Source organism: Enterobacter sp. 5-4, from assembly GCF_000612205.1.
GTDB classification, from domain to species: domain Bacteria; phylum Pseudomonadota; class Gammaproteobacteria; order Enterobacterales; family Enterobacteriaceae; genus Enterobacter; species Enterobacter roggenkampii.
Genome location: NZ_JFHW01000019.1, coordinates 159,763 through 182,036, shown reverse-complemented (window position 1 = coordinate 182,036; position 22,274 = coordinate 159,763). Strand labels below are relative to the sequence as shown.

At 56.8% G+C, this 22,274-nt stretch carries 17 protein-coding genes; 13 read left to right on the top strand and 4 right to left on the bottom strand.

Going from position 1 to position 22,274, the window contains the following annotated elements:
* Positions 1-63 precede the first annotated feature (63 nt).
* Complete coding sequence (queF, locus tag AA74_RS0111295) at positions 64-906, bottom strand: NADPH-dependent 7-cyano-7-deazaguanine reductase QueF (RefSeq protein WP_025912406.1); 843 nt, start codon at positions 904-906, stop codon at positions 64-66.
* 69 nt (positions 907-975) lie between these two features.
* Here queF and syd point away from each other — a divergent pair, with 69 nt between their 5' ends.
* The 8 genes from syd to AA74_RS0111255 all read left to right on the top strand — a co-directional run bounded on the left by syd (position 976) and on the right by AA74_RS0111255 (position 9,330).
* A complete protein-coding gene (syd, locus tag AA74_RS0111290; protein ID WP_008499639.1) occupies positions 976-1,521 on the top strand; it encodes a SecY-interacting protein in 546 nt (181 codons plus the stop codon).
* 632 nt (positions 1,522-2,153) lie between these two features.
* A complete protein-coding gene (locus tag AA74_RS0111285) occupies positions 2,154-2,483 on the top strand; it encodes a YqcC family protein (protein WP_023294461.1) in 330 nt (109 codons plus the stop codon).
* The gene (gene truC, locus AA74_RS0111280) at positions 2,480-3,256 is read left to right on the top strand and encodes a tRNA pseudouridine(65) synthase TruC (protein WP_025912405.1); all 777 of its coding nucleotides are present in this window, start codon (positions 2,480-2,482) and stop codon (positions 3,254-3,256) included. Before AA74_RS0111285 ends, truC begins: the two co-directional genes overlap by 4 nt.
* A gap of 24 nt (positions 3,257-3,280) precedes the next feature.
* Entirely contained in the window at positions 3,281-3,730 is a 450-nt protein-coding gene (locus AA74_RS0111275) for a flavodoxin (protein ID WP_008499636.1), read from the top strand.
* Positions 3,731-4,064: 334 nt separating this feature from the next.
* Positions 4,065-5,420 carry a galactarate/glucarate/glycerate transporter GudP gene (gene gudP, locus AA74_RS0111270; protein WP_008499635.1) on the top strand — a complete coding sequence of 452 codons (1,356 nt, stop codon included), beginning with the start codon at positions 4,065-4,067 and terminating at the stop codon, positions 5,418-5,420.
* Positions 5,420-6,760 (top strand): enolase C-terminal domain-like protein, encoded by a 1,341-nt coding sequence (locus AA74_RS0111265; RefSeq protein ID WP_025912404.1) that lies wholly within the window; start codon positions 5,420-5,422, stop codon positions 6,758-6,760. Before gudP ends, AA74_RS0111265 begins: the two co-directional genes overlap by 1 nt.
* Before the next feature lie 15 nt (positions 6,761-6,775).
* Positions 6,776-8,113 (top strand): glucarate dehydratase, encoded by a 1,338-nt coding sequence (gene gudD / locus AA74_RS0111260; protein WP_025912403.1) that lies wholly within the window; start codon positions 6,776-6,778, stop codon positions 8,111-8,113.
* Positions 8,114-8,190: 77 nt separating this feature from the next.
* The gene (locus tag AA74_RS0111255) at positions 8,191-9,330 is read left to right on the top strand and encodes a glycerate kinase (RefSeq protein WP_025912402.1); all 1,140 of its coding nucleotides are present in this window, start codon (positions 8,191-8,193) and stop codon (positions 9,328-9,330) included.
* Between the two features lie 89 nt (positions 9,331-9,419).
* Here the strand turns inward: AA74_RS0111255 and barA are convergent, their stop codons facing one another.
* Positions 9,420-12,179, bottom strand: a complete 2,760-nt coding sequence (gene barA / locus AA74_RS0111250) for a two-component sensor histidine kinase BarA (RefSeq protein ID WP_025912401.1) — start codon at positions 12,177-12,179, stop codon at positions 9,420-9,422.
* Between the two features lie 57 nt (positions 12,180-12,236).
* Here barA and rlmD point away from each other — a divergent pair, with 57 nt between their 5' ends.
* The 5 genes from rlmD (at position 12,237) to eno (ending at position 19,918) form a co-directional block, all read left to right on the top strand.
* Entirely contained in the window at positions 12,237-13,535 is a 1,299-nt protein-coding gene (gene rlmD, locus AA74_RS0111245; RefSeq protein ID WP_023294454.1) for a 23S rRNA (uracil(1939)-C(5))-methyltransferase RlmD, read from the top strand.
* A 51-nt stretch (positions 13,536-13,586) separates the two neighbouring features.
* The gene (gene relA / locus AA74_RS0111240; RefSeq protein ID WP_008499628.1) at positions 13,587-15,818 is read left to right on the top strand and encodes a GTP diphosphokinase; all 2,232 of its coding nucleotides are present in this window, start codon (positions 13,587-13,589) and stop codon (positions 15,816-15,818) included.
* A 66-nt stretch (positions 15,819-15,884) separates the two neighbouring features.
* Positions 15,885-16,676 (top strand): nucleoside triphosphate pyrophosphohydrolase, encoded by a 792-nt coding sequence (mazG, locus tag AA74_RS0111235; protein ID WP_008499627.1) that lies wholly within the window; start codon positions 15,885-15,887, stop codon positions 16,674-16,676.
* A 223-nt stretch (positions 16,677-16,899) separates the two neighbouring features.
* Positions 16,900-18,537 (top strand): glutamine hydrolyzing CTP synthase, encoded by a 1,638-nt coding sequence (pyrG, locus tag AA74_RS0111230; protein ID WP_008499626.1) that lies wholly within the window; start codon positions 16,900-16,902, stop codon positions 18,535-18,537.
* An 82-nt stretch (positions 18,538-18,619) separates the two neighbouring features.
* The gene (eno, locus tag AA74_RS0111225; protein ID WP_003862715.1) at positions 18,620-19,918 is read left to right on the top strand and encodes a phosphopyruvate hydratase; all 1,299 of its coding nucleotides are present in this window, start codon (positions 18,620-18,622) and stop codon (positions 19,916-19,918) included.
* Positions 19,919-19,971: 53 nt separating this feature from the next.
* Here the strand turns inward: eno and AA74_RS0111220 are convergent, their stop codons facing one another.
* Positions 19,972-21,081: an SDR family oxidoreductase gene (locus tag AA74_RS0111220; protein WP_025912400.1), complete on the bottom strand. Its 1,110-nt coding sequence runs from the start codon at positions 21,079-21,081 to the stop codon at positions 19,972-19,974.
* Between the two features lie 358 nt (positions 21,082-21,439).
* Positions 21,440-22,264, bottom strand: a complete 825-nt coding sequence (locus tag AA74_RS0111215) for a MurR/RpiR family transcriptional regulator (RefSeq protein WP_008499624.1) — start codon at positions 22,262-22,264, stop codon at positions 21,440-21,442.
* Positions 22,265-22,274 lie beyond the last annotated feature (10 nt).

Here is a 22,274-nt window from a genome sequence, read left to right as displayed (position 1 = left end):
GCCGCGTGACGTTTCACAACCTAAAGCGCGGAAGATACCGCGCATATTGTGAAAATATTTATATTACTGACGCACCAGCCGGTCCGTCGCCGGGACAAAATCGGTATTGGTGCGCCACGGGTTAATGTCCAGGCCGCCGCGGCGGGTGTAGCGCGCGTAAACGCTCAATTTTTCTGGCTGGCAGAAGCGTTGGATATCGCTAAAGATGCGCTCCACGCACTGCTCGTGGAATTCATTGTGATGTCGGAACGACACCAGATAGCGCAGCAGCTTTTCCCGATCAATTTTCGGGCCGCGATACTGGATCTGCACCGAGCCCCAGTCCGGCTGGTGGGTAATCAGGCAGTTGGATTTCAGCAGATGGCTCACCAGCGTCTCTTCAACCACCTTGCCGCTCGCCGCGTTTTCGAGGTAATCGGCGCTGAATTCATAATTCTCCACCTCGATATCCTGATCGTCGATGCAGGTCCCGTTGAAGTGGGCGACTGGCTGGCCTTCCAGTTCGTGCAGGCGATACAGTGATACGCTCACCTTTCCCTGCGCGCAGGCGCTTAAATCACGTTCCAGGGTGTGCTGAACGTCGTCCCAGCTGTTGAATTTGGTCTGGTTAAAACTGTTGAGATAGAGCTTAAAGCTTTTGGACTCGACGAGATTCACGCTGGCATAGTCCAGCTCAACGTGTCCCACCGCCACCTGCGGCAGGCCGCGCGCGTTGAGCCACGAGAGTTCGTACAGCGTCCAGATATCGCCACCCACGAACGGCAGCGCGTCCGCGTGCAGTCCCAGAGGATCGCGGTTCAGGCTACGCGGCACGCCCTGCAGCAGGCTTGCATCGTAGGTATCGCGGTAATCGGTCGATTTACCCAGCGTTAAGCCGGTTAACGCCTGATGATTTTCGTAAGACATGTTTCATAGCCACTTTACAGGTACACTTATGGCCTGAGTTTATCCTGTCTGACAAGAAGAGAGAAATCGGTGGACATCGAAACTGCAAATGCCCTCACTACCTTCACGACCCGCTACTGCGACGCATGGCATGAAAAGCAGGGCACGTGGCCGCAAAGTGCTGATTTATATGGCGTCCCTTCGCCGTGCATTATCTCTTCGCTTGAGGATTACGTGATCTGGCAGCCGAAGCCGAATAACGGCGAGCAGAATGTAAATGCGGTTGAACGGGCAATGGACATTGTGGTACAACCAGCGGTTCATGCGTTTTATGCCACGCAGTTTGCAGGGGATATGCCCGCGCGCTTTGCGGACATGACGCTGACGCTGTTGCAGACCTGGAGCGAAGACGATCTGCAGCGTGTTCAGGAAAACCTGATTGGTCATCTGGTCACGCAAAAACGCCTTAAGCTTTCTCCGACGCTCTTTATCGCCACGCTGGACAGCGAACTGGACGTTATCTCCGTCTGTAACCTGTCAGGCGAAGTGATTAAAGAGACTATCGGTACCCGCAATCGCGAGACTCTCGCCCCTTCTCTTGCGGATTTCCTCACCCGACTTGAGCCCCTTCTGTAATCCATGCTGCTACAGCGCGTGTGAGAGATCTCTTACAAGGTTTGTGAGAGATCGCTGGAACATTCAGTATTACCTCATTAAATTCAGATTAATATCACTCTATTTTTCAACGAATTAGTTGTTCCTCCTATTATTTTTAGGGAGTCCCCGCGTCTTACAACTCTGGCTGAGTGGGTTGTAAGACGAAGCGGAATAGCGGATTCTATCTCCGTCGACAGGAAGCCGACACGAGAAACGAACATCAGGATGATGGCGTTTCTCACACAGGACTCGTCAGGATGGCGCAGCAGGAAGGCTTCTGGATGAAGCGAAGTGGATAACGCAGGATGCGTAAGGGACACCTCCAGGAAGGAGAACGAGAGCCGGTCAGGATGGTCGGTGGGTCAGGAAGGCCAGGACGTTTCAGGATGAAACAAACACGTCAGGAAGATGTGTGCAGGATGCGAAAGGTAGACGGATGACCAAGCCTTCGGGCTTCAGGAAAAGTTGTCACGGATGAGCAGGGAGCACGAATTGTAGCTGGAATGCTGCGGAACGAACCGGGAGCACTGTTTTTACAGTGCTCCCTTTTTTTATTTCTGCCTTTCGCAATGCTATGCTGCGCGCCGTTCACATTTTCAGTTGAGGTTACTATGACGCAACACGATAGCGTTCGTGCTCAGTTGCACGCCATCGAAGCCCTTTTGCGCCAACATCAGCTGTGGCAGGAGACCGCGCCGCAGCCAGAAGCGTTCGCCAGCACCCAGCCTTTCTGCCTGGATACGCTGGCGCCTTTCGAGTGGCTGCAGTGGGTGTTAATTCCGCGCATGCACGCCCTGCTTGAGGGGGGGCACCCCTTACCGCAGGCGTTTGCTGTCTCTCCCTATTATGAAATGGCGCTCGACGCGACGCACCCTGCGCGCGACGTCATGCTGGTCGAACTGGAAAAGCTGGATGCCCTGTTTGCCGGTGAAGATGCATGACGCTTGAGATCCTCTATCAGGACGAGTGGCTGGTGGCGGTGAATAAACCGTCAGGCTGGCTGGTGCACCGCAGCTGGCTGGATCGCGACGAGAAAGTGGTGGTGATGCAGACCGTTCGTGACCAGATTGGTCAGCATGTTTTTACCGCCCACCGCCTCGACAGGCCGACCTCCGGCGTGCTGCTGATGGGGCTTTCCAGCGAAGCTGGCCGTCTGCTGGCCCAGCAGTTCGAACAGCACCAGATCCAGAAGCGCTACCACGCGATCGTGCGTGGCTGGCTGACCGAGTCCGCCACCCTGGACTACCCGCTGGTGGAGGAGCTGGACAAAATCGGCGATAAATTTGCCCGGGATGACAAAGGCCCGCAGCCGGCCGTGACCGATTATCGCGGCATGACGACGACGGAAATGCCGGTGGCCACCAGCAAATTTCCGACCACACGCTACAGCCTGGTTGAGCTTCTGCCCAAAACCGGGCGCAAGCACCAGCTGCGACGCCACCTTGCGCATCTGCGCCACCCGATTATTGGCGACAGCAAACACGGTGATTTACGCCAGAACCGCAGCGCGGCCGAACACTTTGGCTGCCATCGTCTGATGTTACACGCAAGCGAGCTGAGCCTGACGCACCCGTTTACCGGCGAGCCGCTGACTCTCCGCGCGGGGCTGGACGACGTCTGGATGCAGGCGCTGTCACAGTTTGGCTGGCTGGGACAACTCCCCGAAAATGAAAGGGTTGAGTTTGTATCGGGCAACGTTCAGGATGAAGAGTAAGCGCATTCACTATGGGAAAATAGCATGGCTGAAGTAGGCATTTTTGTCGGCACAATGTACGGCAACTCGCTGCTGGTTGCGGAAGAGGCGGAGGCGATTCTGGCAAGCCAGGGCCATAAAGCCACGGTCTATGAAGACCCGGAGCTGGCGGACTGGGAAAAGTATAAAGATAAATACATTCTGGTGGTGACCTCCACCACCGGGCAGGGCGATCTGCCGGACAGCATCGTGCCGCTGTTCCAGGGCATTAAAGACCAGCTTGGCTATCAGCCAGACGTTCGCTACGGCATCATCGCCCTCGGCGACAGCGCTTACGCCAACTTCTGCGGCGGCGGCAAGCAGTTCGATGCGCTGTTGCAGGAGCAGAGCGCCCAGCGCGTCGGCGAGATGCTGCTGATTGATGCGGGTGAGCACCCGGAGCCAGAAAGCGAATCAAACCCGTGGGTGGAGAACTGGGCCTCACTTCTTAAATAACACTCTGCCCGGCGGCGCTTCGCTTGCGCGGGCCTACGGGTTTTCCAGGCCGGGTCAGGCGTAGCCGCCACCCGGCATTACACTTCGCACCAAACGCCATTTCCGTGAACCACCTTCCACTCCTCTGGGCTTATGCCCTAAACAACCTCCCTCACGCCCTTTAATACTGTGTTTTTGCACGGTGAGGTGAAGAGGCACTCCTTCATATACTTTTCCGGTCACGATAAAACGGCTTCAGGCCGTACCAAAACGACAAAAACCAATCTCATTCTGCTTACCCTACCGGTGCTGTACAGAATGAACCAGGCGAAAGCTATGTTTCAGGAGTGCAACAATGAGTTCATTAAGCCACGCAGCGAGCAGCGCTGAAAAGCGCACCAATGCCCGCTACTGGATAGTGGTGATGCTGTTTATCGTCACGTCCTTTAACTATGGTGACCGCGCCACGCTGTCGATTGCCGGCTCGGAAATGGCAAAAGATATCGGCCTTGATCCCGTGGGCATGGGTTACGTTTTCTCCGCCTTCTCGTGGGCCTACGTCATCGGGCAAATTCCTGGCGGCTGGCTGCTCGACCGCTTTGGCTCGAAACGGGTCTACTTCTGGTCCATCTTCATCTGGTCTGCCTTTACCCTGCTGCAGGGCTTCGTCGATATCTTCAGCGGCTTCGGCATTATCGTCGCGCTCTTCACGCTGCGCTTCCTGGTGGGCTTAGCGGAAGCGCCTTCCTTCCCGGGCAACAGCCGCATTGTGGCGGCCTGGTTCCCGGCGCAGGAGAGGGGAACGGCGGTGGCGATTTTCAACTCCGCACAGTACTTCGCGACGGTGATCTTTGCGCCCATTATGGGCTGGCTAACCCATGAGGTGGGCTGGTCGCACGTGTTCTTCTTTATGGGCGGACTCGGGATCGTCATCAGCTTTATCTGGCTGAAAGTGATCCACGAACCCAACCTGCACCCTGGCGTAAACAAAAAAGAGCTGGAGTACATCGCTGAAGGCGGCGCGCTGATCAACATGGATCAGAAATCCTCGACGGCGAAAGTGCCGTTCAGCCAGAAATGGGCGCAGATCAGGCAGCTTGTCGGCTCGCGCATGATGATCGGGATCTATCTGGGCCAGTACTGTATCAACGCCTTGACCTACTTTTTCATCACCTGGTTCCCCGTGTACCTGGTGCAGGCACGCGGCATGTCGATTCTGAAAGCGGGGTTTGTTGCCTCGGTCCCGGCCATCTGTGGCTTCGTGGGGGGCGTGCTCGGCGGGGTGATTTCCGACTGGCTGATGCGCCGCACCGGTTCACTGAACATCGCGCGTAAAACGCCCATCGTGCTCGGCATGCTGCTCTCCATGACCATGGTGTTCTGTAACTACGTCAATGCCGAGTGGATGATTATCGGCTTTATGGCGATGGCCTTCTTCGGCAAAGGCATTGGCGCGCTGGGCTGGGCGGTAATGGCGGATACGGCCCCGAAAGAGATCAGCGGCCTGAGCGGCGGTCTGTTCAACATGTTCGGCAACATCTCCGGGATTGTGACGCCCATCGCTATCGGCTACATCGTCGGTACCACCGGCTCTTTCAACGGTGCGCTAATCTACGTGGGTGTGCATGCGCTGGTGGCGGTCCTGAGTTACCTGGTGCTGGTGGGGGATATCAAACGCGTCGAACTTAAACCTGTTGCGGAGCGTGGCTGATGACAACGCAATCGAGCCCTATCGTCACCGAGATGAAGGTCATCCCGGTGGCCGGGCAGGACAGCATGCTGCTCAATATTGGCGGCGCGCATAACGCCTGGTTTACCCGTAATATCGTCGTGCTAAAAGACAGCGCAGGGAATACCGGCTTGGGCGAGGCCCCTGGCGGAGAGGTGATTTACCAGACGCTGGTCGATGCCATTCCGCAGGTCGTGGGGCAGGAGATTGCCCGTCTGAACAAGGTGGTTCAGCGGGTGCATAAGGGCAACCAGTCGGCAGACTTTGAGACGTTCGGTAACGGTGCCTGGACGTTTGAACTGCGCGTCAATGCGGTCGCCGCGCTGGAAGCGGCTCTGCTTGATTTACTGGGTAAGGCGCTCAATGTCCCGGTCTGCGAACTGCTGGGGCCCGGCAAACAGCGCGATGCGGTCACCGTGCTGGGCTATCTGTTCTACATTGGCGATCGCAATAAAACCGATCTCCCCTATCTGGCCCGAACCGCGGGCGATCACGACTGGTATCGCCTGCGCCACCAGGAAGCGCTCTCCAGCGACGCGGTGGTGCGGCTGGCCGAGGCGGCGCAGGATCGCTACGGCTTTAAGGATTTCAAGCTGAAGGGCGGCGTGCTGCCCGGCGAGCAGGAGATTGAAACGGCCCGGGCGCTGAAAAAGCGCTTCCCGGATGCGCGGATCACCGTCGATCCCAACGGCGCATGGCTGCTGGATGAAGCGATTAGCCTGTGCAAAGGGCTGGGGGATATCCTGTCCTATGCGGAAGACCCCTGCGGCGCGGAACAGGGCTTTTCGGGCCGCGAAGTGATGGCCGAGTTCCGTCGGGCCACCGGACTGCCGGTGGCGACCAATATGATCGCCACCAACTGGCGCGAAATGGGCCATGCGGTGATGCTCAACGCCGTCGACATTCCGCTGGCGGACCCGCACTTCTGGACACTCTCAGGCGCGGTCCGCGTGGCGCAGCTGTGCGATGACTGGGGACTCACCTGGGGCTGTCATTCGAACAATCACTTTGATATTTCGCTGGCGATGTTTACCCACGTTGGCGCCGCTGCGCCGGGTAACCCGACCGCCATCGACACGCACTGGATTTGGCAGGAAGGCGAAGCCCGCCTGACGAAAAATCCGCTGGAAATCATCAATGGCAAGATTGCCGTACCGGATGCGCCGGGCCTGGGCGTGGAGCTGGACTGGGATCGGATCCATAAAGCCCATGAGGCGTATAAAAAATTGCCGGGCGGCACGCGTAACGATGCGGGCCCGATGCAGTACCTTATTCCCGGCTGGACATTTGACCGTAAGCGCCCTGTTTTCGGACGTCACTGATAAAAGGATTACACGATGAGTACTTTTACGACCCCTGTCGTCACCGCCATGCAAATCATTCCGGTTGCGGGCCATGACAGCATGCTGATGAACCTGAGCGGCGCGCACGCGCCGTTCTTCACGCGCAACATTGTCATCATCAAAGACAATGCCGGCCATACCGGCGTGGGTGAAATTCCGGGCGGGGAGAAGATCCGCAACACGCTGGAGGACGCCATTCCGCTGGTGGTGGGCAAAACGCTGGGTGAGTACAAAAACGTCCTCAACACCGTGCGTAACACCTTTGCCGATCGCGATGCCGGGGGCCGGGGTCTGCAGACCTTCGATCTGCGCACCACTATCCACGTGGTGACCGGCATTGAAGCCGCGATGCTGGATCTGCTGGGCCAGCATCTGGGCGTTAACGTTGCGTCGCTGCTGGGCGAGGGGCAGCAGCGTAGCGAAGTGGAAATGCTGGGCTATCTGTTCTTTGTCGGCGACCGCAAGCTGACGCCACTGCCGTATCAGAGCCAGCCGGATGAACAATGCGACTGGTACCGGCTTCGCCACGACGAGGCAATGACCCCTGATGCGGTGGTGCGCCTGGCGGAAGCCGCTTACGAGAAATATGGCTTCAACGATTTTAAACTGAAGGGCGGCGTGCTGGCCGGGGAAGAAGAGGCGGAAGCCATCACCGCGCTGGCAAAACGTTTCCCGCAGGCGCGCGTGACGCTCGATCCGAACGGGGCCTGGTCCCTTGATGAAGCGATTGCGATCGGTAAGCAGCTGAAAGGCGTGCTGGCCTACGCGGAGGACCCGTGCGGGGCTGAGCAAGGCTTCTCTGGCCGTGAAGTGATGGCGGAATTCCGTCGCGCTACGGGGCTGCCAACCGCGACCAATATGATTGCTACCGACTGGCGTCAGATGGGGCATACCTTATCCCTCCAGTCAGTCGACATTCCGCTGGCTGACCCGCACTTCTGGACGATGCAGGGCTCGGTGCGCGTGGCGCAGATGTGCCATGAGTTTGGCCTGACCTGGGGTTCGCACTCCAACAACCACTTCGATATCTCGCTGGCGATGTTCACGCACGTCGCCGCCGCTGCGCCGGGCACGATCACTGCTATCGACACCCACTGGATCTGGCAGGAAGGTAATCAGCGTCTCACTAAGCAGCCGTTTGAGATCAAAGGTGGCATGGTGCAGGTGCCTTCCACGCCGGGGCTGGGGGTTGAGCTGGATATGGATCAGGTCATGAAGGCCCATGAGCTGTATCAGAAACACGGTCTGGGCGCGCGCGACGATGCGATGGCGATGCAGTATCTCATCCCTGACTGGACATTCGACAATAAACGCCCGTGCATGGTACGATAAACGCATTGGGACCGCTCCCATGAGCGGTCTTTTACGTGGTGTATGCTTAACGTAACGACTATGCGTAAGGATGGCTTATGAAAATTGTTATCGCACCGGACTCGTATAAGGAAAGTTTGAGTGCGCTTGAGGTTGCGACAGCGATAGAACGTGGTTTTCGCGAGATCTTTCCCGAGGCGGTTTACGTGAAGCTGCCGGTCGCGGACGGTGGCGAAGGGACGGTTGAGGCGATGATCGCGGCAACGCAGGGAAGCATTGTGCATGTTCCGGTGACCGGCCCGCTGGGCGAGCGCGTGGAGGGGTTCTATGGCTTGTCCGGAGATAAGCAGAGCGCCTTTATTGAAATGGCGGCGGCAAGCGGCCTGGAGCGGGTGGCGCCTTCGCAGCGTAATCCGCTGAAAACCACCTCCTGGGGCACGGGCGAACTGATTCGTCACGCGCTGGATGTGGGCGTTAAGCATATTATTATTGGCATTGGCGGCAGCGCTACCAACGACGGCGGCGCAGGGATGGTGCAGGCGCTGGGGGCGAAGCTGCTGGACGACAATGAACAGCCTCTTGGGCAGGGCGGGGGCGAGCTGGGAAAACTCGCGCGTATCGACCTGAGCGGGCTGGACAAGCGTCTGGCGGAATGCCGGATTGAGGTGGCCTGCGATGTAACCAATCCGCTTACCGGGAACGATGGCGCGTCAGCCGTATTCGGCCCGCAGAAGGGCGCCACACCCGAGATGATCGTCACCCTGGACAACGCGCTTGCGCACTATGCAAGCGTGATTGCCCGGGACCTGGATATCGACGTGCTGAACCTTGCTGGCGGCGGCGCGGCGGGGGGCATGGGCGCGGCGCTCTACGCCTTTTGCGGCGCGCAGCTGCGCCAGGGCATTGAGATCGTGACCGATGCGCTACACCTGGCCGACCAGGTGGCCGATGCGGATCTGGTGATCACGGGGGAAGGCCGCATTGACAGCCAGACGATCCACGGCAAAGTCCCGGTGGGGGTGGCAAAGGTGGCAAAACGCTTTAACAAACCCGTTATTGGCATTGCAGGCAGCCTGACGGCGGACGTTGGCGTGGTACACGATCACGGCATTGATGCCGTGTTTAGCGTGATCTACACCATCTGCACGCTGGAAGACGCGCTGGAAAATGCTGGCGAGAACGTCAGGATGGCCGCAAGGAATATCGCGGCGGTGCTGAAAGTGGGGCAGGCATTTTAACTGTGATTGCCGGGTGGCGGCTTCGCCTTACCCGGCCTACGTTAGTGCACCTGTAGGCCCGGCAAGCGTAGCGCCACCGGGCTTTTACCTCAGCTCCCCAACACCTTCATCGCTTCGCGCGTCACGTTATCCATTTCATCCAGCAGCTCCAGGAACTCCGGTTCAAGCTCCGATTCCGGCGTGCCCGCACGCAGCTGCTGCTCCAGCAACTGACAGAGGTTTTTCAGCCGCGGTACGCCGCTGTACCCGCAGCTGCCGTGCAGCTTGTGGATTGCGTCCAGCAGATCTTCCGGGTTTTCACCCACCAGCTGCTCTTCCACCTTGTTGCGAATTTCTGGCAGAAACGCGACCAGCATTTGCAGCATGTCGCGGGCCAAATCGGGTTTACCTGCCGCCTGGCGCAGCGCGAGCTGCCAGTCAAAGGTCGCGTTTTGATTGATGCTGATTTCAACCGGTTCGCTGGAAACCGTGTACGTTCCGCCAATATGACCCGGCTTGTAGCGCAACAGCAGGCTATGAAGTTTCTCTTCATCGATGGGCTTTGCCAGATAGTCATTCATCCCGGCGCTCAGCAGCTTCTCCTTCTGGCCCGCCATCGCGTGCGCGGTGACAGCAATAACCGGCGTTTGCTGCTGATGCGGCAACTGGTGGATCAGCTCGCAGGCCCGGATGCCGTCCATGCCCGGCATCTGAATATCCATCAGGATTAAATCGAACTGCATCTGCTTAGCCTGTTCAACCGCCTGCGCGCCGCTGGTGCACAGCTCCACATGCTGAACCTGGTCCTCAAGCAATGCGCCAATGAGCTTCAGGTTGGCCGGATTATCATCCACCGCCATCACGCTCATCGGTAGCTTCTGCTCATCGTTAATCAGCGGAAGGGCATGCTGGCTAAGACGGCAATATTCCGTGAGGGCTGGCAGCAAACGGGTTGCGGTCAGTGGTTTCAAAAGGCACGCGGCCGCGCCGTCGTTTTTCAGTTCTTCCGCGTTGAGCTGCCCATGGCACGGCAGCGCCAGCAGCAGGTAGTCGGTCATCGACGCGGCTTTCGCCAGGCGCTCCTGCTGCATGGTCAACTCGCCGGTGAAGGTGACCGGAATGCCCATCAGCAGAATATCGTAATGCTCTACGGCAAGCGCCGAGAAGGTGGGGCTGTAGACCACCTCCAGCGGCGTGGTGCTTAAGATGTCGAGCGTACACTGCGCCGCCGCAGCGTTAGGTTCAACGTAGGCCAGACGCTTGCCTTTCAGGCAGTCCGTCACCGGGCCATCGGTCAGCACGTTCGGATTAAGGTCCAGATTAATGTGGAACCAGAAGGTTGAACCGCGGTTTGGCTGGCTGTGGAATGAGATATCGCCGCCCATCTCGTTCACCAGACGCTGGGTGATCACCAGCCCCAGACCGGTACCGCCATGACGGCGGGAGATGCTGGCGTCCGCCTGACGGAACGCCTGGAACAGACGCGACTGGTCGCGCTCCGGAATACCGATGCCGGTATCGCGGATCTGGACTTCAATCTGGACCTTATTGCTGCTGATCGAGCGTTTCTCTACCAGGATGTCGATATTACCGCTTTCGGTGAACTTAATGGCATTCCCGACAAGGTTGGTTATGACCTGCTGCAGGCGCAGCGGATCGCCAATAACGTTATCCGGCACGTCGTTTTTAATGTTAAGCGTCAGCTCCAGGCCTTTGTCGTGCGACGAGTGCGCGAGCAGCGTCACCACTTCATCCAGCGTGCTGAGCAGCGGGAAGGGGATACTCTCGAGGATCAGCTTGCCCGCTTCCAGCTTGGAGAAGTCCAGCACGTCGTTAATGATCGCCAGCAGGTTGTTGGCCGAGCGTTCAATGGTATGCAGGTGATCCCGCTGAGTGGGGTTGAGCTCGCTTTTCAGGGTCAGACGGGTAAAGCCGATCACGCCATTGAGCGGCGTGCGCAGCTCGTGCGACATATTGGCAAGGAATTCCGATTTAATACGCGCCGCTTCCTGAGCGCGCTTTTTCGCCAGATCCAGCTCAACGTTCTGGATCTCCATCTGCTCCAGCGTTTCGCGCAGGTCGGACGTCGCCTGGTCAACGTTGTGCTGCATCTCTTCGTGATAGGCCGCCAGCGACATCGCCATCGAGTTGATGCCGTTTTTCAGCATGTCCAGCTCGCCCAGCATAAACCCTTCCACACGGCTGTCGAGCTGTCCCCGGCGGATGCGGTCAACCGTGTTAACCATGTTGCGGATGGGACCCGTCACGTCGCGCATCAGGCGCCAGCCGAAGATCAGCGCAATGCCGATGCAGAACAGCATCATCACGCCGGAAATGAAGATCTCTTTGTACTGCTGTAGCCGGACCGACTTGAGATCCAGCTCCAGCGCCACATATCCCAGCATATTATTGCTGGATTTGGCGTCGGACTGTGCAGACTCATCGGGGGAATAGCTTTCCGACACGATCGGCGTGCGCAGGATCATGATATCGCCGCGCCGCAATACGGTGAGGTGGCGCGGGAACGGCGTACCGTCCGGGATTTTCAGTGCTGCCGGATCGAGATGAAAGTTTGAGGTCACAAACAGGCGGTTATGTTCGTCGTAAACGGAAATGGCGCGTACGATGTCCGAGTGGCGGCGGTGGAGTACGCTGATTAACTGCCCAATGGATTCGCGGTTTTGCAGGTTCATGCCGTACTCGCTGGAGACGGCAAGCGGTTCGATAATACTAGCGCCTGCATCTTCCAGCTGTCGCTGCAAATCGTTATAGCGGTGCACCACAAAGAAGATACTCAGCAGCAAACCGATGAGAACGGTGGGGGCGAGGATCAAAATCATCATGCGCGCGCGCAGGCTGTAGTTGGTCATGGCGTTCCGTTATGGGACAATTAAGATAATTATGGTTATGTGAGAAAAATCTCGGCGATGGCGCAATTCTACTCTGCAAAGCGACGCGTGACGACGCGTCAAATCATCACTGTTGAGGCCACGGACCTCGATCCGTTTGGCCAGGGAGTGGCACGCCACAATGGTAAGGCTCTGTTTATAACAGGTTTACTGCCAGCAGAACGAGCAGAAATTACGCTGACGGAAGATAAACGCCAGTTTGCGCGCGGGCAGGTTAAGCGTCGCCTCAGCGATAGCCCGGAGCGTGTGGCACCCCGCTGCCCCCATTTTGGCGTGTGCGGCGGCTGCCAGCAACAGCATGCGAGCACAGAATTACAGCAAAAAAGCAAAAGCCGCGCGCTGGCGCGTCTGCTCAAACATGACGTTAACGAAATTGTTGCCGATGAGCCCTGGGGCTATCGTCGTCGCGCGCGCCTGAGCCTCAGCTATCAGCCAAAAACGGAGCGGCTGGAGATGGGGTTTCGCAAGGCCGGCTCCAGCGACATCGTTGACGTGAAGCAGTGCCCCATTTTGGTGCCCCATCTTGAGGCATTGCTTCCGGAAGTGCGCATCTGCCTCTCCGGGCTGGACGGCGTACGCCATCTTGGGCACGTCGAACTGGTCATGGCAAACAATGGCCCGCTGATGGTGCTGCGCCATACCGCGCCGTTGTCGAAGAAAGATCGCGAAAAACTGGAACGCTTTTCGCATTCCCACGACCTGGCGCTTTTCCTTGCACCACAAAGCGAGATACTTGAACAGGTTACCGGTGAGGCGCCCTGGTATGCGTCAAACGGGCTACGCTTAACGTTCAGCCCGCGGGATTTCATTCAGGTGAATGATGGCGTTAACCAGCAGATGGTAGCGAAAGCGCTGGCGTGGCTGGACGTTCAGAAAAGCGACCGGGTGCTCGATCTGTTCTGCGGAATGGGCAACTTCACGCTGCCGCTGGCGCGAGAAGCGGCCAGCGTCGTCGGTGTGGAAGGCGTTGAGGCGCTGGTGGCGAAAGGGCAGGAGAACGCGCGGCAGAACGGCTTGCAAAATGTGACATTCTTTCATCAAAATCTTGAGGACGATGTCACCCAACAACCGTGGGCAAAGCAGGGCTTCGATAAAATTTTGCTCGACCCGGCACGTGCCGGTGCCCCGGGCGTGATGGCACATATTATTAAACTCGCGCCAAAGCGTGTGGTCTATGTTTCCTGTAACCCGGCAACGCTTGCCCGGGACAGCGAGGCACTGCTCAGCGCGGGTTACCAGATTCAGCGTCTGGCAATGCTGGACATGTTCCCGCACACTGGGCATCTGGAATCGATGGTGTTGTTCGAGCACATCTAATTTGTTTGGCTTGTCGACTTCGACAGGCCCTGGTCCCTAAAGGAGAGGACAATGGTTGCGGTAAGAAGTGCACATCTCAATAAAGCTGGGGAGTTTGACCCACAAAAATGGATCGCAAGTCTGGGAATTTCCAGCCAGCAGTCGTGTGAACGCTTAACCGAAACCTGGGCCTATTGTCTGCGCACCACGCAGGGGCATCCCGACGCCGATCTTCTCCTGTGGCGCGGCGTGGAGATGGTTGAAATCCTGTCCATGCTGAACATGGACATCGAAACGCTGCAGGCTGCGCTGCTCTTCCCCCTCGCGGATGCGGACGTGGTCAGCGAAGACGTGCTGCGCGACAGCGTCGGAAAATCCGTCGTTGCGCTGATCCACGGCGTGCGCGATATGGCAGCCATTCGTCAGCTCAAAGCCGCGCATACGGATTCCGTCTCCTCAGAGCAGGTCGATAACGTTCGCCGGATGCTGCTGGCCATGGTGGATGATTTCCGCTGCGTGGTCATCAAGCTGGCCGAGCGTATTGCCCACCTGCGAGAGGTGAAGGATGCGCCGGAAGACGAGCGCGTGCTGGCTGCCAAAGAGTGTACGAACATCTATGCGCCGCTGGCGAACCGGCTGGGGATTGGTCAGCTGAAGTGGGAGCTGGAAGATTACTGCTTCCGCTATCTGCACCCGGCGGAATACAAACGGATTGCCAAACTCCTGCACGAGCGCCGCATCGACCGCGAGCACTATATCGAGGAGTTTGTCGGCGGCCTGCGCCAGGCGATGAAAGAAGAGAACGTGCGCGCCGAAGTCTACGGTCGACCAAAGCACATCTACAGCATCTGGCGCAAAATGCAGAAGAAACACCTCGCCTTTGACGAGCTGTTTGACGTGCGCGCCGTGCGTATCGTGGCGGAGCGTCTGCAGGACTGCTACGCCGCGCTGGGGATAGTGCACACGCACTTCCGTCATCTGCCCGATGAGTTTGACGACTATGTCGCCAACCCCAAACCGAACGGCTATCAGTCAATCCATACCGTGGTGCTTGGCCCTGGCGGTAAAACGGTCGAGATTCAGATCCGCACCAAACAGATGCACGAGGACGCCGAGCTGGGCGTTGCCGCGCACTGGAAATACAAAGAAGGCACGTCCGGCGGGGCGCGTTCAGGCCACGAAGACCGCATTGCCTGGCTGCGTAAGCTGATTGCGTGGCAGGAAGAGATGGCCGATTCCGGCGAGATGCTCGACGAAGTGCGCAGCCAGGTCTTTGACGATCGCGTCTACGTCTTTACCCCGAAAGGGGACGTTGTCGACCTGCCGGCCGGCTCTACGCCGCTCGATTTTGCCTACCACATCCATAGCGATGTGGGGCACCGCTGCATCGGGGCGAAAATTGGCGGGCGTATCGTACCGTTCACCTATCAGCTGCAGATGGGCGACCAGATTGAAATCATTACCCAGAAGCAGCCGAACCCGAGCCGGGACTGGCTTAACCCGAACCTGGGGTATGTCACCACCAGCCGCGGGCGCTCGAAGATTCACGCCTGGTTCCGCAAACAGGATCGAGACAAGAATATCCTTGCCGGCCGCCAGATCCTTGACGACGAGCTGGAGCATATCGGTATCAGCCTGAAAGAGGCGGAGAAATTCCTGCTGCCGCGCTACAACTTCAACGAGCTTGATGAGCTGTTAGCGGCGATTGGCGGCGGTGATATTCGTCTGAATCAGATGGTGAACTTCCTGCAGGCGCAGTTCAATAAGCCAAGCGCGGAAGAGCAGGACGCGGCGGCGCTGAAGCAACTGCAGCAGAAAACTTACGCGCCGCAGCAGCGCAGCAAAGACAACGGCCGCGTGGTGGTCGAAGGTGTCGGTAACCTGATGCACCACATTGCCCGCTGCTGTCAGCCAATTCCAGGCGACGATATCGTCGGCTTTATCACCCAGGGGCGCGGGATCTCGATCCACCGCTCCGACTGCGACCAGCTTGCCGAGCTGCAGTCCCATGCGCCGGAGCGCATCGTGGAAGCGGTCTGGGGCGAGAGCTACTCCGCCGGCTACTCGCTGGTGGTGCGCGTCACTGCCAACGACCGCAGCGGCCTGCTGCGCGACATCACGACCATTCTCGCCAACGAGAAGGTCAACGTGCTGGGCGTCGCCAGCCGCAGCGATACCCGCGAGCAGCTTGCCACCATCGATATGACCATCGAAATCTATAACCTGCAGGTGCTGGGCCGCGTGCTCGGCAAGCTGAACCAGGTGCCGGATGTGATTGACGCGCGTCGTCTGCACGGCGGCTAAACATCCTCTTCCGTAGGCCGGGTAAGGCAACGCCGCCACCCGGCATTTTTTCATCAGGACAGTATTATGACTCAAATCGACCGCCTGCTCGGCATCATGAAACGCCTGCGCGACCCGGAAAACGGCTGCCCGTGGGACAAAGAGCAGACTTTCGCCACCATCGCCCCGTACACCCTTGAAGAGACCTACGAGGTGCTGGACGCGATTTCCCGTGAAGATTTTGACGACCTGCGCGGCGAGCTGGGCGATCTGCTTTTCCAGGTTGTGTTCTACGCGCAGATGGCGCAGGAAGAAGGGCGCTTTAACTTTGACGATATCTGCGCTGCCATCAGCGACAAGCTTGAGCGCCGCCATCCCCATATTTTCGGTGACGCTACCGCAGGAACCAGCACCGAAGTCCTGGCCCGCTGGGAGCAGATCAAAAGCGCCGAGCGGGCAGAAAAATCCCAGCACTCCGCGCTGGACGACATTCCGCTGAGCCTGCCCGCGCTGATGCGCGCGCACAAAATCCAGAAACGCTGCTCCGCCGTGGGGTTTGACTGGACCTCCCTCGGCCCGGTGCTGGATAAAGTGCACGAAGAGATTGACGAGGTGATGCACGAAGCGCAGCAGGCGGTGGTGGATGAAGCAAAGCTTGAGGAAGAGATGGGCGATCTGCTGTTTGCGACCGTCAACCTTTCTCGCCACCTGGGTGTAAAAGCGGAAACGGCGCTGCAAAAAGCCAACCTTAAGTTCGAACGCCGCTTTCGCGAAGTGGAGCGGATTGTCGCCTCGCGAGGCCTGGAAATGAGCGGTATTGACCTCGACGCGATGGAAGAAGTCTGGCAGGAAGTAAAGCGCCAGGAATCTGATCTCTAACGAAATTTTGCGATCAAGCGCAATTTGTGTGATTTTTTAAATGACAAGCGCTTGATTTGCGTCAAAAACATTTACCCAAAAGGGGCTATTTTCTCACTCCTTATGTTTGTCATGGCCTGGAATGGAGACGGAGAATGAAAGTTTGTGGCGCTCGCCGTGTTCGGGTATACTACTTTCCCGTCCTGGTTATTCCATCGTTTCACCCTAACTTCTCAGGTTCAGCATGACAACGAACTATATTTTTGTGACCGGCGGGGTCGTATCCTCTCTGGGTAAAGGCATTGCCGCAGCCTCCCTCGCAGCCATTCTTGAAGCCCGTGGCCTCAATGTGACCATGATGAAACTGGATCCGTATATCAACGTCGATCCTGGCACCATGAGCCCAACCCAACACGGGGAAGTGTTCGTTACTGAAGACGGCGCTGAAACCGATCTGGATCTTGGCCACTACGAGCGTTTCATTCGTACCAAAATGACCCGTCGTAATAACTTTACGACTGGCCGCATCTACTCTGACGTTCTGCGTAAAGAGCGCCGTGGTGACTATCTGGGCGCGACCGTGCAGGTTATCCCACACATCACTAACGCCATCAAAGAGCGTGTCCTTGCCGGTGGCGAAGGGCATGACGTTGTGCTGGTTGAAATCGGCGGTACCGTGGGTGATATCGAATCCCTGCCGTTCCTCGAAGCGATTCGTCAGCTGGCGGTAGACATTGGTCGTGAACACGCGCTGTTCATGCACCTGACGCTGGTGCCTTACATGGCGGCGGCAGGTGAAGTGAAAACCAAACCGACCCAGCACTCTGTTAAAGAGCTGCTCTCTATCGGTATTCAGCCTGACATCCTGGTTTGCCGTTCCGATCGCGCCATTCCGGCGAACGAACGTGCGAAAATTGCATTGTTCTGTAACGTGCCTGAAAAAGCCGTTATTTCAATGAAAGATGTCGATTCCATTTATAAAATCCCGGGCCTGTTGAAATCACAGGGTCTGGACGATTATATTTGTAAACGATTCAGCTTGAACTGTCCGGAAGCTAACCTGTCTGAATGGGAACAGGTTATTTACGAAGAAGCCAACCCGGCAGGCGAAGTGACTATCGGTATGGTCGGCAAGTACATCGAGCTGCCGGATGCCTATAAGTCCGTGATCGAAGCGCTGAAACACGGTGGTCTGAAGAACCGTGTCTCCGTGAACATCAAGCTGATTGATTCGCAGGATGTTGAAACGCGTGGCGTTGAAATCCTGAAAGATCTGGATGCTATCCTTATCCCTGGTGGCTTCGGCTACCGTGGTGTAGAAGGCAAGATCGCCACCGCGCGTTATGCGCGTGAAAACAATATTCCATACCTCGGCATCTGTCTGGGTATGCAGGTTGCGCTGATCGAATTTGCGCGCAACGTAGCGGGAATGGAAAACGCGAACTCTACGGAATTTGTGCCAGACTGTAAGTACCCTGTTGTGGCGCTTATCACTGAATGGCGTGATGAAGACGGTAACGTCGAAGTCCGTACCGAGAAGAGCGATCTGGGTGGCACTATGCGTCTCGGCGCACAGGCCTGCCAGCTGACTGACGATAGCGTGGTTCGCAAGCTGTACGGCGAGCCGGTCATCACCGAGCGCCATCGTCACCGCTATGAAGTCAACAACATGCTGTTGAAACAAATTGAAGCTGCGGGTCTGCGTGTTGCGGGCCGCTCCGGGGATGATCAGTTAGTCGAGATCATCGAAGTGCCAAACCATCCGTGGTTTGTCGCCTGCCAGTTCCACCCGGAATTTACTTCAACGCCACGTGACGGGCATCCGCTGTTTGCAGGCTTTGTGAAGGCCGCCAGCGACTACCAGAAGCGTCAGGCGAAGTAAAAAAAGTTAGAACGGCAACGCGTACCTTTGGTACGCGTTGTTTGTCTGGAGTTTTAGTTTAACTTGTACTGAGGAAAATCTAATGTCCAAAATCGTTAAAGTCATCGGTCGTGAAATCATCGACTCCCGTGGTAACCCGACCGTTGAAGCCGAAGTTCATCTGGAAGGTGGTTTCGTCGGTATGGCAGCTGCTCCATCAGGTGCTTCTACTGGTTCCCGCGAAGCGCTGGAACTGCGTGATGGCGACAAATCCCGTTTCATGGGCAAAGGCGTACTGAAAGCGGTTGGCGCTGTTAACGGTCCTATTGCTCAGGCTATCGTTGGCAAAGATGCCAAAGATCAGGCTGGCATCGACAAGATCATGATCGATCTGGACGGTACTGAAAACAAATCTAACTTCGGTGCGAACGCAATCCTGGCCGTTTCCCTGGCGAACGCCAAAGCGGCTGCGGCGGCTAAAGGTATGCCACTGTTCGAGCACATCGCTGAACTGAACGGCACCCCAGGCAAATACTCCATGCCTGTACCAATGATGAACATCATCAACGGTGGTGAGCACGCAGACAACAACGTTGATATTCAGGAATTCATGATTCAGCCAGTTGGCGCGAAATCCCTGAAAGAAGCAGTACGTATGGGTTCTGAAGTGTTCCACAACCTGGCTAAAGTTCTGAAAGCTAAAGGTATGAACACGGCTGTGGGTGACGAAGGTGGCTATGCGCCAAACCTGGGTTCTAACGCAGAAGCACTGGCTGTTATCGCAGAAGCGGTAAAAGCAGCGGGCTACGAGCTGGGCAAAGACATCACCCTGGCGATGGACTGTGCAGCATCAGAATTCTACAAAGACGGTAAATACGTTCTGGCTGGCGAAGGCAACAAAGCGTTCACCTCCGAAGAGTTCACTCACTTCCTGGAAGACCTGACCAAACAGTACCCAATCGTGTCTATCGAAGACGGTCTGGACGAGTCTGACTGGGCTGGCTTCGCATACCAGACTAAAGTACTGGGCGACAAAATCCAGCTGGTGGGTGACGACCTGTTCGTAACCAACACCAAGATCCTGAAAGAAGGTATCGAGAAAGGCATCGTTAACTCCATCCTGATCAAATTCAACCAGATCGGTTCCCTGACCGAAACGCTGGCTGCGATCAAAATGGCGAAAGACGCTGGCTACACCGCGGTTATCTCTCACCGTTCTGGCGAAACTGAAGACGCGACCATTGCTGACCTGGCTGTGGGTACCGCTGCTGGCCAGATCAAAACGGGTTCTATGAGCCGTTCTGACCGTGTTGCTAAATACAACCAGCTGATTCGTATCGAAGAAGCGCTGGGCGAAAAAGCACCATACAACGGTCGTAAAGAGATCAAAGGCCAGGCATAATCGCTTAAGCCTTAACATGAAAATGCCAGTCGAATGACTGGCATTTTTTTTGGCTATTTAAAATCGACCGCCATTTGCTCCGGAATGGTCAGCCCCCGGGTGGTTTGCACGCAGCGGGCAATGTAATCCGTAAACCGGGGTGGCTTCGGCATCCCCATGCTCAGCAGCTTATCGTTGCTGAATCGCACGTTAAGCGTGGCAAACGCACCGTATAACCGCATGGCTCTCAGCATCAGACGTTCGTTGCACGGGCCAAAAATCGTTTTCAGTTCACGGCGCATTCTGACCAGCGTTTCGTAGCTGACCTGTGCGTACTTATCCCCGACGGGGGCTTTCTCCTGCGCCTGCGCCATCGCATTATCAATATCCGCAAAGCGAACGCTGTTCTCTTCTCCGGCCGAAATGTGTACCACTTCCCCCGGACGCGCGTTGCTGTTGAGCAGCATTAACAGCGCGTCGGCACAATAATCCACCGGGACAACGTCGATCCGGTCCTCCATCGAGCACATAAACTTCTGCAGCATCAGGCCCATGCTGAAGACCCAGAAAATACTGCTCGAGGGCGTGCAGCCGTGGCGGGTATGGCCGACAACGATGGATGGACGCGCGATGAGCAGCGGCAGGTTCGGACATTCCTGGCGCATCAGCTGTTCGATGGTTGACTTCGAAAACGTGTATTCCACCAGGTGTTCAGCATTCTCTCTGAATTCGGCGCTTTCGGCGACCAGGGAATCCTGCTCCGGCGTACATGACATTGCCGTGCCCACGTGGAGGAAGCGTTGTAGCGTTGAAACCTGCTCCATGCGGCGCGCCAGTGCCAGCGTTCCTTCCACGTTGACCTTCCAGATGAGCGGGTTGTTACCAAATGAGGCAACAGCTGCACAGTTCACGACATGCGTGACCTGGTCCAGACGCGGATCGTTCAGGAAGGCTTCAGGCTGGCTGAGATCGCCAATGAGGATATTGTCCTCGCTCAGAGTGGCCAGTTTGTTCTCAGGAACGTTGAACTTGCGCATGTTCTCCAGCACGCGCTCCAGCCCGCTCTGCGGATCGCTGGCACGCGCGAGCAAAAGCAGTTTTACGGATTGATCGCTGGTCAGAATTTTTTCCAGTACTGCACCGCCCAGAAACCCCGTCACGCCTGTAATCATTAACATCTTCATTAATACCGTCTCATTATGATTGATGAGGCGGATTGTAGGCGTGCAAAAGTAAACGGCATTTAAATAATAAAACGCCGAAATAGACAGCATCTTAAGCTTATTTTAAGGAAAGGAATTCAGGTGGAGATATTGGACATTACAGGCAGGGTGAAAATTCAATTTATTAAAATGAATATTTCAACATTATGATTTTAAAGTCATTTTGTGGTGCTTATCGGATGGTGAACTTAATTCGAAATGTAATAAATATAATACTTTGTTACACCAAACATTTACCGGATAAATGATTTAAACACCACTTAACTTAAATCAGGCGACATTAAGCGCAGGCTATTTTTATTTAGCCTGCGAAGGGTTTTTAGAGTAACAGAGGAAGCGTGGCGCTGGCCGTTTGCTGGCTAACGTCGCCGTAACGGCCATCCAGCGCAATCATGGACGTGGTCAGCAGTTCGACCAGCAGCATGACCCCAACTTTGGCATTGAGCGCGCCCGCGCTAAGCGGCCCCTCTGGCTTGGCGGCCACCAGCTGCATGTCGCTCAGGGACGCCAGCGGGCTGCGAGGCGTATTGCTGAGTGCCAGAACCTTAACGCCGCGCTTGCGGGCAAGCTTCACCACATGGAGTAGATCCCGCGTTGAGCCGGAACTGGAGATTGCCACCACCAGAGTTTCTGACGAAAGCGTTGTCGCATTCATGGCCGCGCGGTGCATATCGCTAAACAGCTGTGCGGGTTTGCCCAGCCGCAACAGCTTATAGTGCAGATACTCCCCGAGGATCGCGCTGGCCGCAACGCCATAAATCTGCACCGACTGCGCCTGATGCAGCGCCAGCGCGGCCTTTTCAAGCAGCGTGCGGTCAAGGAGCCTGGCGGTGTCCTGCAAAGCCTGCACCGACTCATCCACGACGTTATCAATCTCATCCCCCGCCTGGCGCGCGGGCTGGCCCTGCTGAATATCCAGCGCAAGCGCCATTTTAAATTCGTTATAGCCCTTGCAGCCCAGCGTGCGGCAAAGACGCGTCACGCTGGCCTCGCTGGTGTGGCTCTCGCGCGCCAGTTCGGTGATCGTCAGGTAGAGCACCCGGGCAGGATCGCTGAGAACAAACTCACCGAGTTTTTGTTGTGTTGGGCTGTACCCGGAAGCCTCCTGGCGTAGCTTCAGCAGCAGGTTTTCATGGTCTGACATGCTCGATCCT